This window comes from Bartonella rochalimae ATCC BAA-1498, from assembly GCF_000706645.1.
In the GTDB taxonomy this organism is placed as follows: domain Bacteria; phylum Pseudomonadota; class Alphaproteobacteria; order Rhizobiales; family Rhizobiaceae; genus Bartonella; species Bartonella rochalimae.
In genome coordinates, this window is record NZ_KL407337.1 from 944786 (window position 1) to 961464 (window position 16679).

A 16679-nucleotide genomic window follows, 5' to 3' on the forward strand; every position below is an offset into this window, starting at 1 on the left:
TTGGTTTTTTTAAAGTCAATAAAGGCTTTAAAAGTCAATGGCGCGCCCATTTATTTCCCAATCTCCATAACGTGCGGGATCTTTTCCACCCCGTCCGCCGTTTTCTAATGGCTGATTTTCATTTGTTGCACATTTACGTCTTTCTTCAGCTTCTTGAAGGGCACGTTGTGCTTCAGGGGGAATTGGTGTGTGTTGGGGAATAGTGGTATTTTGTGTTCTCATTTTTTTGTCTTTTTTGTTCATTTGTACCTCAATTTCATTGAAGAAATAACAAGAGAGCCCCATCATATAATAATAATATTCTATCATGGAGTTTTAATTATGAATAGAGTGCGTACAGCAATGCTTTTAGCTTTTATGACTGCCCTTTTTATGGGATTTGGTTATCTCATTGGAGGAAGCAAGGGTATGCTTATTGCGCTTTTAATGGCAGGAGGCTTAAACTTTTTTTCTTATTGGAATTCAGATAAAATAGTTTTGCGTATGTATGGAGCGCGTGAGGTTGATCAGTATTCTGCACCAGTTTATTTTAATATTGTGCGTGAATTAGCTCAGAAAGCTTCTCTTCCTCAACCGAAGGTCTATGTCATTGATAGTGCACAACCGAATGCTTTTGCTACGGGGCGTAATCCCCAAAATGCTGCTGTTGCTGCTAGTACAGGGTTGTTGGAAAAGTTAAGTGCAGAAGAAATTTCTGGAGTTATGGCTCATGAACTCGCGCATATTGAACATCGTGATACATTAACGATGACTCTTACAGCAACAATTGCAGGAGCTATTTCAATGCTTGGTAATTTTGCTTTATTAACGGGAGGACAGCGTAATTCTTCAAGGTCTTCTCAAGGTACCGGGACATTTGTGGGTATTATTGCTATGTTGATAGCCCCTTTCGCGGCTATGTTGGTGCAAATGGCTATTAGTCGTACGCGTGAATATGCTGCTGATCGGAGAGGTGCTGAAATATGTGGTAATCCTTTATGGTTAGCTTCGGCTTTGAGAAAGATTGCAGGGGGTGGATATACGATTTATAATGAAAAGGCGGAACATCATCCAGCGACAGCTCATATGTTTATTATTAATCCTTTGAGTGGTGAAGGTGCGGATAGCCTTTTTTCTACACACCCAGCGACGGCAAATCGGATTGCAGCATTGCAACAACAAGCCATAGAAATGAATATATCAACAATTGATCAAGGCATTATCAAGCACTATGAGGAGAATAATCTGAAAGGGTTAAATAATATCTTAGACTATGAAAATCTCAATTTTAAGGATAAGAATAATCCGTTAAGCGATGAGGAGACAAATGTTTTACTACAGGCGAAAACTCGTCCTGCTTGGCTTCGTCGTAAAAATCCGAAGAAGTTTTAATCATAAAGATTAAAAGAAACAAGGTAGAATAAAGGCATTGTGTTGAAAGATAAAAAAGCGGGGCATATGTTTGAGAGAGATGTGCCTGGGTTAGCTGTTCGGCAAGTGTGCGTTCGTTTGTTAGGTGCAGTACTTGATAAGCGTACATCTCTTGCTGGTTTGACAGATAATGAGTATGGTCATCCACAATATTTAAAGCTTTCATATCGTGATCGTTTATTGTGTCGCGCTATTTTGGGAGCGGCATTACGTCATCGAAGCCAGATTACAGTGGCTTTATCACGCTTTTTAGTGCGCCCTTTGCCAGCACAAGCATTTTCCCTGCATCATCTTTTACATATTAGTATAACGCAAATTCTTTATCTTGATATTCCCGATCATGCAGCGATTGATTTAGCGGTACGTGTGGCAAAGATTGATCCGCGGATGCCCCGTTTCTCGGGATTAGTGAATGCTATCTTACGTAATTTTGCACGTGAGGCGCCTATTTTGCGGATGCAAACGCCTACAATTAAAGCTATTCCAATGTGGTTCGGGCAACTTTTAGTATCGACATATGGAGCAGAGAAAGCTGATCAAATTTTAGCCATTCAAAGTATAACACCTCCTCTTGATTTGACGGTGAAATCTGATAGTGCTGGTTGGGCAAAGCGGTTGGGAGGCATTGTTTTGCCTAATGGTTCAGTTCGCCTTATTTCTTCGGCTTATTCTGTTGCTGATTTACCAGGTTATGCAGAGGGAGCTTGGTGGGTTCAAGATGTTGCAGCAGCTTTACCTGCTCGTTTGTTGGGAAATGTGTGCGGCAAAAAGGTAGCAGATCTTTGCGCGAGTCCTGGAGGAAAAACCGCGCAATTGGCTTTGCAGGGAGCAGATGTAACGGCTCTTGATATTTCAGCCAATCGATTAAAGCGTTTAAGGGAAAATATGGACCGACTCAATTTTTCAGTGCACTATTGGCTTGGTGATTTAAGACAATTTCATCCTGATCAACTTTTTGATGCTGTTCTTCTTGATACACCTTGTTCTTCTACGGGGACAATACGTCGTCATCCAGATATTTTATGGACAAAAACAATGGACGATGTCACCAAATTAGCAGAGGTGCAATATGATTTGCTTTTAGCTGCGATTGATTTAGTGAAAAAAAATGGATGCATTGTTTTTTCTAATTGTTCATTAGCAAGAGAAGAGGGTGAAGATCTTGTTAAGAAAATTTTAGCAATACGTCATGATATTGTTTTAGAGCCTATTTTAGCCGAGGAAATGGGTGCTATGGCACATTTGATATCAATGGAGGGTTTCTTGCGCACAATCCCTTCTGATTGTTGTTATGAAAATTTTAATACAGAAGAAAAATTATTCTTAGGAATGGATGGTTTTTTTGCCGCACGTTTCCGAAAGGTACATTAATTAACGTTTCATTTACTCAAATAGTTGAAGCTGTATTGGATAAATGTAGACGGAGATATGGTTGTGGTAATTACAGAGATTGCTCCTCAGATAAAAACATCAACCGTTGTATATGGCATACAACACTTTCTACGACGTTTACGGGCAGGACCACTCTTTCGTTGGCGATTTTCTGGTTTTCGTCCACAAAAGATTTTAGCGTATCCAATTGATTTGCATCTCGCTGATCCAATGATAGCGCGTGAGTTTTACCATGGTCGTTTTGCTTTTTCTGGTTGTACGGTTCAAGCGGGTGCTCTTTCTCCTTTTTCATTGGTACCGCCAATATTGCAATGGGAAAAAGCATTGCATGATTTTCATTGGTTACGTCATATGACTGCTGCACAAAGTGAGTTGGCAAAAGCTTATGCGCGTTCCTTGGTAGAAGATTGGTTGGAGCATCATAGTAAGAAGATAAAAGGGCCTGCTTGGAGTGGAGCCGTTGTGGCAAGGCGCCTCATTTCATGGATTTGCCATTCGCAAATGTTATTAGAGGGGGCGAATAAAAGCTTTGAAAAGCGTTTTTTACGTTCACTTGGTTTTCAGTTTCGCTATTTGCGCATCTTGATTCGTTGTATGGAAGCAAATGAACAGCGTTTACAAGCCGCAATTTCTTTAGCACTTGCATCTTTAGCTTTGCCCGTTTCTGCAGCAGCAAAGAAAAAAGTACAAACTTATCTTGTTTATGAACTTTCGCATCAGGTTCTTATTGATGGAGGACATATTTCCCGTAGCCCTGCTATTTTGCTCGATTTATTATCGGATTTATTATCTTTGCGCCATCTGTATATGCACAGTAATGAAACGGCTCCGCGTATTTTAATTGATTCTATTGAGCGTATGCTGCCTGCTTTGAGATTTTTTATTCATGAAGATCAAACAGTAGCTCGTTTTAATGGCGTTGGACCTATTATACCAGCGTGTTTATCGACTATTTTAAATTGTGATGAAACCGTTGGGCACCCTTTTAGTTATGCCCGTTATTCTGGTTTTCAGCGTTTACAGGCTAATCAAACGACAGTTCTTGCAGATACGGGAAAATTTCCACCCGCTTCTTTTGCAGAATATGCCTGTTCAGGTTGTTTGTCATTTGAGATGTCCTCGCAGGGAAAACGCTTTATTATTAATACAGGAGTTAATCCTTATGGTTCTGCAGAATATCGACATTTTGGGCGTTTGACAGCAGCACATTCAACGGCAACAGTGAATGATTGTGCAGTGGGTGCTTTTCGTAAAAAAAGGAACAATGATGCTTCTCTTTTACTTAAAGGACCGACAAATATTCAAGTACAACGCATAGAAGATTTAGAAAAAATTGGCTTTATTGCGTGCCATGATGGCTATGTGAAGCCTTTTAATCTTATGCATGAGCGTGGCCTTATTTTAACTAGAAATGGAGAAATGATTGAAGGTTTCGATCATTTTTTTACACCGCAGAAAAATCAATGGTATAAATATAAGGCCAATCAAAATGAAGACGATAGTGTTGCTGTTCGGTTTCATCTTAATCCGCAGGTTGAGGCTTATTATGATGGCAATCGCGTTTCCTTAGTTGTAGAAAGTGGGCAGGAGTGGCATTTTATGTCACCCGATGCGGACATTTTTCTCGAAGATTCAATTGATTTTGCTCATTTAAAAGGTCCACAACGCACACAACAGATTGTTTTATATTTTCGTACTGCATTGCAGAGAAAAATTCATTGGCGTTTTATACGTCATAGATTAGCATAATCTTCGCTTGGAAAGATCAACCAAGATAATTCTATTATTTGTGGATTGGAGCATTGTCTGCATGTCCTGTGGGTATGTTTTGGCAAAAGCTTATGCTATGTCCATAGTGGCTTTTTTTGAATTTTAGCCATTTTATTTTAGGATTTCTATTATGGTTGTTATTGCAAAACAATTTTCTACGGTGGATCTTCGTCACGTTCGTCGTGCTCTTCTTTCTGTTTCTGATAAAACTGGTTTGATTGAGTTTGCGCAAACGCTGCATGCTTATGGAATTGAATTAATTTCAACGGGAGGGACATCCAAAGCGTTAAGTGCTGCTGGTTTACCTGTTACTGATGTTTCTGATATTACAGGGTTTCCAGAAATAATGGATGGACGCGTCAAGACACTTCACCCTTTGGTTCATGGTGCTTTATTAGGAATAAGAGACGATCCAGACCATAAGGCGGCTATGGAACAACATGGTATCAACGGAATTGATCTTCTCGTGGTTAATCTTTATCCCTTTGAAGAAACTGCTCGGTTAGAGGGAGATGCGCAGATAATTCTTGAAAATATTGATATTGGTGGACCGGCGATGATTCGTGCAGCTGCTAAAAATCACGCTTATATTGGTGTTGTAACAGCAGTTTGTGATTATGCATTGATTGTGGATGAATTAAAACAACAGGATGGGTGTTTAAGTTTTTCATTGCGGCGTCAATTAGCAACACGTGCTTATGAGCGTACAGCTGCTTACGATGCTGCGATAGCGGCTTGGTTTGCGAAAGATTTAAAAATTCAAGCTCCGTCTTGGCAGAGTTTTTCTGGTCATCTTGAAAATGTGATGCGCTATGGAGAAAATCCACATCAACAAGCGGCATTTTATCTCTCTGGTGATAAACGCTTTGGCGTTGCTACTGCGACACTTTTGCAAGGCAAAAAACTTTCTTATAATAATATGAATGATACCGATGCAGCATTTGAACTTGTCTCAGAATTTGATTCTCAAAAAAGCGCGGCCGTTGCTATTATTAAACATGCTAATCCCTGCGGTGTTGCAGAAGGGCAGAATTTAAAAGAGGCTTATTTGAAAGCTTTGGCGTGTGATAATACCTCAGCATTTGGTGGTATTATTGCTTTAAATCGTCCTCTTGATGAAGCCTGTGCAGAAGAGATTGTTAAAATTTTCACTGAAGTGATTATTGCTCCTGATGCTACAATGTCTGCACGCGAAATCATTGCTCAGAAAAAAAATCTTCGTTTGTTGATAACAGGAGGAATGCCTGATCCGCGTGATAACGGGCTCGTTGCTAAAACACTTTCAGGAGGGCTTTTAGTGCAAACACGTGATAATGCAGTTGTTGATGATTTTGAATTGCAAGTAGTCACAAAACGCGCACCAAGCCAAGACGAAATGCGTGATCTTAAATTTGCTTGTCGTGTTGTTAAACACGTCAAATCAAATGCTATTGTTTATGCAAAAAATAATACAACGGTTGGGATTGGGGCTGGCCAAATGAGTCGTATCGATTCAGCAAGAATCGCAGCACGGAAGGCTGAGGAAAGCGCACAAAAAATGGGCTTAACGGAATCTTTAACGAAGGGATCTGTGGTCGCATCAGATGCATTTTTCCCTTTTGCAGATGGCTTGTTATCTTTGATTGAAGCTGGTGCAACAGCGGTTATTCAACCAGGTGGATCGATCCGTGATGAAGAAGTTATTGCAGCAGCTAATGCGCATGGTTTAGCAATGGTTTTTACAGGAGTGAGACATTTTCGCCACTAAATTTATGGTCTTTTTTCATTTTTTATTCTCAAAAATAAGAAGAGTAGGCTTCTGTGTTATAAATGCAAATCAGTTATGCAATTATAACACTCCTCATTTTTGTAATTTGTTTTATCTTCCTTGTTTAGGAATTTAACTATAATAGTTTGGTAAAAAATATGAATATTTTACGTTCTTACAGCCAATGGCGTCGTTATCGTCGGACAGTTAATGCGTTAAGTCGTCTTTCAACATATGAGCTTAGTGATCTTGGCATTAATCGTGCTGATATTAGTTTGGTTGCATGGCGTTCTTCACGTAAATCATTGTAATATTATTTTTGATAAAAATTTAGAAATTATTCAGCGTTCTAAGGAGCGCTGTTTTTATTTATAATGTTGTCAGTCAATTTTAAAGTAAAGACGGTATTGTCTGCTGGTTTAGAGGGTGTACTATGTTCTTCTTTAGTAAGGAGAAAGAACGGAAAAACAGAAAAATAAGCTGTCATTTGTTCTGCTTTCGAGAAGTGTTGGTATGGTTTTGAGCATAAGAATGAAGTCTTTACATTTAAGTGTGTAAGGGAGGATAGTTTTTGTGTCTTTTTCAGTTTTTATATCGTATTAGAAGAAGAGATGTCCCTAAAACACCAGCGGCTAAAATAAACCACGTTATTGCATATATTAAGTGGTTATTGTGAAATTGCACAACAGTAAGGCCAGGAATGGGAAGATTTTCTTGTGACACTGTTTCTGATTGCGCATCAATAAAATAGGGAGCAACAGGAGAAAGGTCTAATTTTTGGGCCATAGCAGGGAGTTCGCGCGTATGCCATACATTTTGATCAGGTTTGTTTTTGCGTGGAAACACCCCATTTTTTTCACTCATCCTTAAAAGGCCTGTAATCGTAATCTGATTTAGAGTATGTGCAGAATTATTATTAAACGAAGCGTTTTTTTCCTCTTGTTCAAATTGATGACGTGCTTCCATAGGAATAAAACCGCGGTTGATAAAGGTCACTGTGTTATCGGTTGTTTTTAAAGGAGTTAAAACCCAATAACCCGTGGTATTTTGTGCAACAGCGGTTACGAGAATATTTTTGTTTGTAAGAAGCTTTCCGGTGATTGTAACAGGACGATATTCATCTTTGTTAAAAGTAATATCTGGCCATTGTTTGTAAGGTGGCGCTTGGATAGGTGTGAGATGGACACGTTGATTAGCACTGGTAATAAGATTTGTTTTCCATTTTAATCGTTGTATTTGCCATACACCTAATGCACTAAAGACAGTAAACAGAAATACCCATAAAATACTCAATAGAACAGAAAAAAGACGGATGTTTTTGCGTTGGAGATTTATTTTAGAATGGCCCATTTTCATCATGATAATGAATATCTTTTAATATGAAAAGAGCTAAAAGAAAGTATTTTATAGGGTTTTACCAAAAAAATAATAAAATAACCGATAGAGGAATGAAAAAGTTTCTAAAAGACTTGACCTTTTATAGCCAACGACTTATAAAAACTCAGTTTTCCAATAATGCCCGTTCAAGGTTATGGGTGGATTTTTTGTTTGCATCCATTTATTTTTCTGGCGTTGGAGTTTGGAATTTCTTAAATTTAAAGGTGAAATCTATGTCTCGTGCCTGCGAATTGACAGGAAAAGCGGTCCAGTATGGCAATAATGTCAGCCATGCAAACAATAAAACCCGTCGTCGTTTTTTACCAAATCTTTGCAATGTGACATTGATCTCGGAATTGCTTCAACAGAGTTATCGTTTGCGTATTTCTGCAAATGCTTTGCGTTCGGTTGAGCACCGCGGTGGTCTTGATAACTTTTTGATTAAAGCTGATGATAAGGAATTGTCGCAGCGTGGGCGTTTATTGAAGCGCCAAATTATGAAAAAAAAGCTGAAAGAGTAGCTTAATTCTTTTATTTTCCTGCAGAATAAAAAGTTTTTTCATTGAGGGAAGCGTTTAATTATTTAGGCCCAATATTTTATTTTGATTCTATTCTCTAGGTTAAAGGAATGTCTTCAGCATATAAATCTTTAGCTGCGCAAAAAGAGAAAAGTCGTCTTTTTTTTGCAAGCTTTGCAATGTGTATTGCTGTAGTTGCTTCCAATATTTTGGTTCAATATCCTGTTAATTTCTTTAGTTTGGATGAGCTATTAACCTATGGAGCTTTCACATATCCCTTTGCTTTTTTAATTAATGATTTGACCAACCGCTTTTATGGTCCCGGTGCAGCAAGGCGTGTTGTGTATGTTGGTTTTATTTCTGCTGCTTTTATTTCTTGGATATTAGCTACACCGCGTCTCGCAATTGCTTCTAGTACAGCGTTTTTATTTGGGCAATTACTTGATATAATAGTTTTCACACCTTTGCGGCGTAAAACATGGTGGAAAGCTCCTTTAATAGCAGCATTAGTGAGTTCAGCTTTAGATACAATTTTGTTTTTTTCTCTTGCTTTTGCAAGCAGTTTTTCTTTTATCGATCAATTGGTTGATTATTCTGATGGTTCTATTATTGACAGTATCAGTGTTATGAGTATTGAAATTCCTGTTTGGTTTTCACTTGCTTTTGGTGATTTTTTAATAAAAATTATTATGAGCCTATTTATGCTTGTCCCTTATGGGGTAATTTTAAAGAGTTTTCGGACTCCTTTTTATCAAGGGCGTTGAGAAGAGACGATGTCTTTTGTTTATTCAACAATAACGATATTTATTATATTATACTGCTGAAATAGAAAGATTTTTATTCTATTCTTGGCACAAGATGATGTGTAACAATATTTATATAAGATCGGTGGTTGATTGGGTCTTTATCTCTTCAGATTTTCTTTTTTAAAGAGTGCTGTAAGCTGTTTTGTTATGGCATTTGCTAACTCTTCAGCGTTGATGATTGTTACAGCGCGTTGGTAATAACGTGTTACATCATGGCCGATACCGATAGCGATAAGTTCTATAGGGGAATTTGCTTGGATTTCTTGTATCACAGCGCGCAAATGTTTATCTAGATAATTACTGGGGTTAACAGAAAGAGTTGAATCGTCAACAGGAGCACCATCAGAAATAACGATCAATATTCGACGATGTTCATGGCGTGAGATCAAGCGCTGATGCGCCCAAATAAGGGCTTCTCCATCAATATTTTCTTTCAGTAATCCTTCTTGCAGCATTAATCCTAAATTGCGTCGAGCACGGCGCCATGGTGTATCAGCGCTTTTATAAATGATATGACACAAGTCATTTAGACGCCCTGGATGAGAGGGTTTATTTTGATGAATCCATTTTTCGCGCGATTGTCCTCCTTTCCATGCTTTTGTGGTAAAGCCTAAAATTTCTACTTTAACTCCACAACGTTCAAGAGTTTGTGCTAAAATATCAGCACAAGTTGCTGCAACAGTAATGGGGCGTTCTCGCATGGAACCTGAATTATCAATAAGCAGTGAAACAACAGTATCACGAAATTGTGTTTCACATTCCATTTTAAAAGAAGGCGGTTGCATTGGATCAATAATAAGGCGTGGAAGGCGTGTTGTATCAAGATAACCTTCTTCTAAGTCAAAGTTCCAAAAACGATTTTGTTGTGCCATGAGGCGGCGTTGGAGTCGGTTTGCTAAGCGTCCAACAATGTTTTGGAGATGATTTAATTGTTGATCAAGATAATGACGTAAATGATCTAATTCTGTTACAGAACAAAAATGAGTCGCATCCAAAATAGCATCAAATTCATGGGTAAAAATTTTATAATCAGCCAAATTTTCCATTTTCTGAGAAGCATGAAGAAAGTATTTTGATTTGCTGAATTTATTTTGTTGAGAATTTTCTTGTTCATTTTGAGGTGTATCATTATCATTTGACTGAATAGTTTTTTCTTTGCCTTTATTTTGTGCATCATTACTTTGTTCGGTTGTTTTTTGTTTTTCACTTTGAGATTTTTTTTCGTTTATAGTTTCTTCTTCTGTTTGATTTTGTGTATCGTGGTTCTGTCTCTGTTTTTTAGAAGTGCGATTCTTAGGGTTTATTTTTAATGGATTCGCCATTTCAAGGGCTACGAGCATTTGACGTGCTATTTGTGCGAAAACATTTTGGTTATAAACATGAAGTGTTAGCTCATGTAATTCTGTTGCGACTTTTTTTTCTATGGATTGACGCCATAGTTCCAAGACAAGTCCGGCTTCTTTTGGGGGAGAGCGTTTTGTTATTTTTTCACGCAATAAAAGCGCAATCGCTTCTTGAAAAGGAGCTTCATTTTGATTCCTTATCCTCTGATAACAGGCTTTTTGATATTTATCAGCAAGCATTATATCAAGATTTTGTGCGATTCCTTTCATTGTTAAAGTGCCAATTGCTTCAATACGTGTTTGTTCAAGTGCATCAAAGATCGCTCGTGCTTCTGGTTCTATCGGGGCAAATTGGGTGTGAATATGGCTATCATGCCATGCTTTGCGGAGTGCTATAGAATCGCTTAATCCACGAGTAACAGCTATATCTTTATCGGTTATTTGTTGAGGTAATTCTGGTAAACGTGCACAATTCTTGCTTAAGGATGGCTTGTTATGACTAAACATAACGTTAAGTTCGCGTGTGTTAGCAATGGCGCGAATACAAGTAGATGTAGCTCTTTTAAAAGTTTCAATATCAAAGTGGCTCTTAGAAGAATGTTTTGCTGAATTTTTGCTATTATCACCTTCTTTTGCAGCCATAATTGACGCATTCCTTAAGGCAAGACATGATGAATCAGTGATTCAGGAAGCTCATTTCCAAAGGCACGTTGGTAAAATTCTGCAACAGTTGTTCGTTCAAGTTCATCACATTTATTGAGAAAAGTTAAACGGAAAGCAAAACCAATATTTTGAAAAATTGTGGTATTTTCTGCCCAAGTTATAACGGTACGCGGGCTCATAACTGTAGAAATATCTCCATTCATGAAAGCTTTGCGCACCATATCAGCAACATGTACCATTTGTGAGATGGTTTTTTTACCCTCAGTGGTTTGGAAATGTTTGACTTTCGAACAAATGATATCAACTTCTTTATCGTGGGGTAAATAATTTAATATTGTTACAATTGACCAACGATCCATTTGCGCTTGATTGATTTGTTGGGTGCCATGATACAGTCCCGTTGTATCGCCAAGACCAATAGTATTTGCTGTTGCAAAAAGTCGAAATGCTGGATGAGGAGTAATAACACGGTTTTGATCAAGCAAACTGAGGCGCCCAGAGGATTCAAGTACTCGCTGGATGACAAACATAACATCTGGCCGTCCTGCGTCATATTCATCGAAAATAAGGGCAATATTATTTTGATAAGCCCATGGCAGAATACCATCTTTAAATTCGGTGATTTGCAAGCCATCTTTCAAGACAATGGCATCTTTTCCGATTAAGTCAATGCGACTAATATGTCCATCAAGATTAATTCGAATACAAGGCCAATTAAGACGTGCAGCAACTTGTTCAATATGCGTTGATTTTCCTGTACCATGATAGCCAGATATCATAACACGTCGGTTAAAAGCAAAACCTGCTAAAAGTGCTAAAGTTGTTTGTTGATCAAAAAGATAATCGGGATCTAAATCAGGAACATGAGAGCTTTTTGTGCTAAAAGCAGGCACTTTCATTTCAGTATCAATATTGAATACATCCTTTGCCCAGACTGTTGTGTCAGGCATATTTGAGACTGTAAGATTTGTTTTTGTCATCATTTTTGAGGAAGATATCCGCTGTTTATTATTTTGTTGTCAAACACTATAGAACATGGACCACTTATGCAAATGCTCTAATGGCAAAAGAGATTGGCTGTGAAGGAGATGCTGTGTTGCATGATCGTTTTTCAAAAATCTTAAATGTTTAATCATTGAACAATAGAATGGAGTATTTGAATATAGATTTTAACATCTACCAGATTTTTTCAGTAAATTATAGGCATGGAGCACGTTACGAAAGCGTTCTTCTGAAGAACGATTCCCACCATTAGCATCAGGGTGATGTTTTTTAACAAGCTCCTTATATTTTGTTTTGATATCTTCGGCTGAAGCATTTTCTTGTAAGCCCAAAGTATCAAAAGCTTTAGCTTCCAAAGGTTTTAGTTTTCGTGTATCCGTAGTCTTTGAGTGTCGTTGGGTAAAAAGTTTAAATGGATTACGCACACGATTTTGGTAAGCAGCGGTTCCAGATCGAATTTTTGCGTAATCGGAAGCTGTTTTTTTAACCGTGCTATTATTACCTGCAGACCATGTTGGACGATGCCCTGTAAGAGCATCTTTTTGAAACTTCGCAATGTCTTCATCGCTGAGACCTGAGAAATAATTAAAATTTTTATTATAAGCACGGATGTGTTCAATACAAAAATAGAGATATTGACCTTCGTGATTGCGTCCTGCTGGTGCTTTGTGCGATCCTGCTTTTTCGCACCCTTCCCATTGGCATTGTTGTATTTGTAATTGACTCTGTTTTTTTTTGTTTGAGCTAATACGAATTGAGTCGAATAATTTAGATGTTGTTGTCATATTTTTGCCTTATGCAAGATCGATCTTTTTGATAAGAATTGACTTGTAAAAAATTTCTTTCCACATTTAATTTTATTAAATATTGTCTTAAAAAATTAGTTACAATATCCGTTTTTGTGAAGGAAAAAAAATGTCTTGTACGGTTTATACAACAATTGAAACAAAACTGCGTGATGCTTTTTTGCCGCAAAAGCTTGAAATAATTAATGAAAGCCATCTTCATGTAGGTCATCCTCACGAAGAACATGCTTTTGATGGTAAGGGGGAAACACATTTCCGTGTGAAAATGCTTTCTTCTTCTTTTTCTGGTATGAAACGGGTAGAAATACATCGGGCTATTTATAAAGTTTTGGAGCAAGAGTTGGCAACAAACATTCATGCTTTAGCGCTTGAGATTGAAAGTGTTTAACATGTTTTTCTCAATTCAAAAGTTTTTAGGCACGGGGATGTGCTTTTTGATAGATTTCTAATAAATGATTTGTATCAATATGGGTATAGATTTGTGTTGTGGATAGGCAGGCATGGCCGAGAAGTTCTTGGATAGTGCGCAAATCTCCTCCCCGTGATAAAAGATGGGTAGCAAAAGAATGGCGTAATGCGTGTGGTGTGGTTGTTTCTGGTAAGCCAAGACGCGCTCGTAGGTTTTGGACAGTTCGTTGAATAATAGCGGGTTGTAAAGGTTTTCCCCGGACACCAAGGAATATTGGCTGAGTGTTTACTAAAGGATAAGGACAGCATTTTAGGTAATTCTCTATCGCTTTATGGACAATTGGAATCAGTGGGATAAGACGTGTTTTTCCTCCTTTTCCATTGACAGATAAGCTTTTTATACTGGGATCAGCAAATTGCTCTGGAGTGAGTGCTAAGGCTTCTGATATCCGCATTCCACAACCATAAAGAAGAATCAAAATAGCGGTATTACGAGCAATAATCCAGGGTTCAGTTTCTTGTTGATTTTCTTCTTTGACTATACGAAGTGCTGATTCTATGGTCAAAGGTTTTGGTAATGATTTTGGATGTTTTGGTGTTCGTACAAGTTTTGCGGCAGGAACATTAACAAGTTTTTCCCGGGATAAATAGTTAAAAAAAGAGCGTAAACTTGCCATGTTTCGGCTTAAGGAGCGAGCACTTATGTTTTGTGTTCGACGATAAGCTAAATAAGCACGCAAATCAGCTACACGCAAATCAGCAAGATCGTCGAGAGTTGGTTGATATCCTAAATGTTGACAAAGAAAAAATAAAAACTGCCTTGTATCACGCTCATAAGCAACGGCCGTATGAAGAGCCATTCGACGTGTTTGTGTGAGATGATCCAGCCAATTCTTTCTCGCAATGAGGAGGGTATGATCAGCTGGAACTAGAGGAATTTTTTCATTTATACTGTCATATTCGAAGAGCATTTTTAGTTAAGAGCGCTTTTCTTTTTCTTAGTTTTTGTTTCATTTTCTTGACTGTTTTGTTTTTTTAACTCTTCATGAGTGAGTTGATTTTCACTTTTTACAGAAAGAATCTTTAAAAGGTTATTCATTGACATAAGATGCGCAAAAATCCATCCAAGAAAACCATTTTTATGCAATTTAGCAAGTTGATGAGCAAATAATTTATTGAATTTTTCTTCATCAACCATCCAGAAATCTTCTAATTGCGCTGATACACCTCTGTCATTTTTCACATTGATTGATTTTTGACATAAAAGGTCCATTTCTACAAGGGTCTCGATAAATTCAGCGGTTTTTTCCATACTGATTTTAAAACTTTCAAGAAAATTAATACATTCTTCCATAAAGGGCGAAATAGATCCATCTGAATTGAAAAGATCTTTCCCTGAAACTTCATTAAACATACCTGATTGTTGATCAAAGCAAACAGAAAATTCTTTTTCATTTTGCATTTTTGCAAGAACAAAAGGATAGCGACGGACAAAAGCAGGAATATAAGTATCTTTTTTCCACTGTTTATCAGAAGTAATGTAATCATTATCGTTATTAGAAAGGCCTACGAGTGCAACGGACGTATAATGGCGTTTTTTCTGCTCATCTTCCGCACTCATAAATAGGATGGGATAATCTATAGCGGCTTGAAAATATTCAGCACTGGCTAAAGGAATCCAATGGGTATCCTGTGCAAAAGACATATCGTTTAATGGGCTGAATTTAAGATTTTTATGAGTGATTTTGTTCAGTGGAGTCACATTTTTGTAAAAGAGCATGACATTTGCCATAATATTTTCTCCTTATGATTAATTTCTATTTTGTTACCAAAATGAGCCTTTTTAGAAGATTTTATGTGGCAACAATATCGAATGCGAGTTACAGGATGAATTAAGTACTTTAAGTTTATAATGATTCTTTCTTTTTTAAATAAAAAAATTTAATTATAGGAAGTGTAATGGAAAAAGTATGAAAAAGAAAGTATATCTTGCCATTATTGGTGCGGCGCATGGAATTAAGGGGGATGTTGTTGTTAAAGTATTGAGTTCTAACCCTGAGAGTTTAAAGAGCTATAGTGTTTTTTATGATGAAACAGAACGTTCTTATGAAGTTGTTAGCTTTCGTATGCAAAAGAATAATGCAATTATACATTTTAAAGGAATAGAAGAACGGAGTGCTGCAGAATCTTTAAGGGGAATCAAACTTTATGTTGAAAGAAATCAATTGGCTGATGATTTGGATGAAGATGAATTTTATCAAATAGATTTGATTGGCCTTTGTGTTTATAATTGTGCCAAACAATTTCTAGGTAAGGTAAGTGGTTTCTTTAATTTTGGCGCTGGTGATTTAATTGAAATACAGTTGGTTTCTGGTAAAAAGGTTCTTATTTCCTTTAGCAAAGCTGCTGTCCCCGAAATTTGTGTTGCTTCTGGTTTTCTTATTGTGGATCCAATAGCTGCTGGTTTGTTTCATGATCAAGAGTAATATGCATAAGTAATGTGCGTAAATTAAATGAAGGGATGAAGAGTTATCAATATGGGATTTCATGCGCGTATTTTAACACTTTATCCTGAAATGTTTCCAGGAATTTTAGGATATTCTTTAGCAGGACGGGCTTTAAAGCAAGGAATATGGTCGCTGGAAACAGTGCAAATTCGAGATTTTACTTTAGATAAACACCATAGTGTTGATGATACACCAGCTGGTGGTGGTGCAGGTATGGTCATGCGTGCTGATGTATTAGCAGCGGCAATTGATAGTTGTCCATTGGATACACCAAGATTATTACTTAGTCCACGTGGGCAACCTTTTGATCAAGCTTATGCACGTTCTTTAGCAGTTGGGTCAGGGGTGACACTGATTTGTGGGCGTTTTGAGGGGGTAGATGAGCGTATCATTGAAGCACGGCAATTAAAAGAAATTTCTATTGGTGATTATATTCTTTCAGGAGGAGAAGTTGCTTCCCTTGTTGTGTTAGATGCAATTATACGGCTTTTACCCGGTGTGATAGGGAATAAGATTTCTGTAGAGTGTGAAAGTTTTGAAAATGGTTTACTTGAATATCCACAATATACACGCCCTCTTGTTTTTGAAGGACGAAGCATTCCATCGGTTTTAACATCGGGTCATCATAAAGCTATTGCTAATTGGCGGCGAGAACAAGCTGAATTGCTCACGCATCAACGTCGTCCTGATCTTTATGCTCTTTATAAGAAAAAACATTAGAAAGCTTGATTCATCTCAAAAAATAATATACTGTTAGCGTAGTTTTCTTCAAAGAAATTTTCTGTATATTCTAAATTTTAAGTGTGTATCCCAAAATTAAAAGATGGTGTATTCGCTTTCTATATTCAATGTAGCCTAAAGAGTATTTAAAATTTTTTTGGTGAGAGTTTTAAGCGCTCTAACTGTTCGAAAAGAACGCGAAGGATAAAA

17 protein-coding genes are annotated in these 16679 nt (G+C 37.4%); 10 read left to right on the forward strand and 7 right to left on the reverse strand.

Annotated features, from left to right (window positions below; genetic code table 11):
- Window positions 1-27: 27 nt before the first annotated feature.
- Complete coding sequence (locus O99_RS04005; RefSeq protein ID WP_035006759.1) at window positions 28-243, reverse strand: DUF1674 domain-containing protein; 216 nt, start codon at window positions 241-243, stop codon at window positions 28-30.
- A gap of 78 nt (window positions 244-321) precedes the next feature.
- On the opposite strand from O99_RS04005, the gene htpX reads away from it, so the two are divergent.
- The 5 genes from htpX (at window position 322) to O99_RS06770 (ending at window position 6630) form a co-directional block, all read left to right on the forward strand.
- A complete protein-coding gene (htpX, locus tag O99_RS04010) occupies window positions 322-1371 on the forward strand; it encodes a zinc metalloprotease HtpX (protein ID WP_035006477.1) in 1050 nt (349 codons plus the stop codon).
- A gap of 42 nt (window positions 1372-1413) precedes the next feature.
- Window positions 1414-2781, forward strand: a complete 1368-nt coding sequence (locus O99_RS04015) for an RsmB/NOP family class I SAM-dependent RNA methyltransferase (RefSeq protein ID WP_035006760.1) — start codon at window positions 1414-1416, stop codon at window positions 2779-2781.
- A 57-nt stretch (window positions 2782-2838) separates the two neighbouring features.
- A complete protein-coding gene (locus O99_RS04020; protein ID WP_035006479.1) occupies window positions 2839-4551 on the forward strand; it encodes a heparinase II/III family protein in 1713 nt (570 codons plus the stop codon).
- A gap of 151 nt (window positions 4552-4702) precedes the next feature.
- Window positions 4703-6319 (forward strand): bifunctional phosphoribosylaminoimidazolecarboxamide formyltransferase/IMP cyclohydrolase, encoded by a 1617-nt coding sequence (purH, locus tag O99_RS04025; protein WP_035006480.1) that lies wholly within the window; start codon window positions 4703-4705, stop codon window positions 6317-6319.
- Between the two features lie 158 nt (window positions 6320-6477).
- Window positions 6478-6630: a DUF1127 domain-containing protein gene (locus O99_RS06770; RefSeq protein ID WP_078674034.1), complete on the forward strand. Its 153-nt coding sequence runs from the start codon at window positions 6478-6480 to the stop codon at window positions 6628-6630.
- Between the two features lie 271 nt (window positions 6631-6901).
- Here the strand turns inward: O99_RS06770 and O99_RS04030 are convergent, their stop codons facing one another.
- Window positions 6902-7678, reverse strand: a complete 777-nt coding sequence (locus O99_RS04030; protein WP_035006481.1) for an SURF1 family protein — start codon at window positions 7676-7678, stop codon at window positions 6902-6904.
- A 251-nt stretch (window positions 7679-7929) separates the two neighbouring features.
- Between O99_RS04030 and rpmB the strand changes: the two genes are divergently transcribed.
- Both rpmB and O99_RS04040 read left to right on the forward strand, forming a co-directional pair.
- Window positions 7930-8217: a 50S ribosomal protein L28 gene (gene rpmB, locus O99_RS04035; protein ID WP_035006482.1), complete on the forward strand. Its 288-nt coding sequence runs from the start codon at window positions 7930-7932 to the stop codon at window positions 8215-8217.
- 107 nt (window positions 8218-8324) lie between these two features.
- Window positions 8325-8978, forward strand: coding sequence for a queuosine precursor transporter (locus tag O99_RS04040; RefSeq protein ID WP_035006483.1), 654 nt, complete (start codon window positions 8325-8327; stop codon window positions 8976-8978).
- Between the two features lie 140 nt (window positions 8979-9118).
- On the opposite strand, the gene cobT is transcribed toward O99_RS04040, so the two are convergent.
- The 3 genes from cobT to O99_RS04055 form a co-directional block, all read right to left on the reverse strand.
- Complete coding sequence (cobT, locus tag O99_RS04045; RefSeq protein ID WP_035006484.1) at window positions 9119-11005, reverse strand: cobaltochelatase subunit CobT; 1887 nt, start codon at window positions 11003-11005, stop codon at window positions 9119-9121.
- A 14-nt stretch (window positions 11006-11019) separates the two neighbouring features.
- The gene (gene cobS / locus O99_RS04050; RefSeq protein WP_035006761.1) at window positions 11020-12006 is read right to left on the reverse strand and encodes a cobaltochelatase subunit CobS; all 987 of its coding nucleotides are present in this window, start codon (window positions 12004-12006) and stop codon (window positions 11020-11022) included.
- A gap of 189 nt (window positions 12007-12195) precedes the next feature.
- Complete coding sequence (locus O99_RS04055) at window positions 12196-12813, reverse strand: J domain-containing protein (protein WP_035006486.1); 618 nt, start codon at window positions 12811-12813, stop codon at window positions 12196-12198.
- Between the two features lie 130 nt (window positions 12814-12943).
- On the opposite strand from O99_RS04055, the gene O99_RS04060 reads away from it, so the two are divergent.
- The gene (locus tag O99_RS04060; RefSeq protein ID WP_035006487.1) at window positions 12944-13222 is read left to right on the forward strand and encodes a BolA family protein; all 279 of its coding nucleotides are present in this window, start codon (window positions 12944-12946) and stop codon (window positions 13220-13222) included.
- Between the two features lie 25 nt (window positions 13223-13247).
- Here O99_RS04060 and O99_RS04065 read toward each other — a convergent pair whose 3' ends face one another.
- Window positions 13248-14213, reverse strand: coding sequence for a tyrosine recombinase XerC (locus O99_RS04065; protein WP_035006488.1), 966 nt, complete (start codon window positions 14211-14213; stop codon window positions 13248-13250).
- 2 nt (window positions 14214-14215) lie between these two features.
- Window positions 14216-15034 carry a SapC family protein gene (locus tag O99_RS04070; RefSeq protein ID WP_035006489.1) on the reverse strand — a complete coding sequence of 273 codons (819 nt, stop codon included), beginning with the start codon at window positions 15032-15034 and terminating at the stop codon, window positions 14216-14218.
- Window positions 15035-15212: 178 nt separating this feature from the next.
- Here O99_RS04070 and rimM point away from each other — a divergent pair, with 178 nt between their 5' ends.
- Both rimM and trmD read left to right on the forward strand, forming a co-directional pair.
- Window positions 15213-15728 (forward strand): ribosome maturation factor RimM, encoded by a 516-nt coding sequence (gene rimM / locus O99_RS04075; protein ID WP_035006490.1) that lies wholly within the window; start codon window positions 15213-15215, stop codon window positions 15726-15728.
- Window positions 15729-15779: 51 nt separating this feature from the next.
- Window positions 15780-16469, forward strand: a complete 690-nt coding sequence (gene trmD / locus O99_RS04080; RefSeq protein WP_035006492.1) for a tRNA (guanosine(37)-N1)-methyltransferase TrmD — start codon at window positions 15780-15782, stop codon at window positions 16467-16469.
- The last annotated feature ends 210 nt before the right edge of the window (window positions 16470-16679 follow it).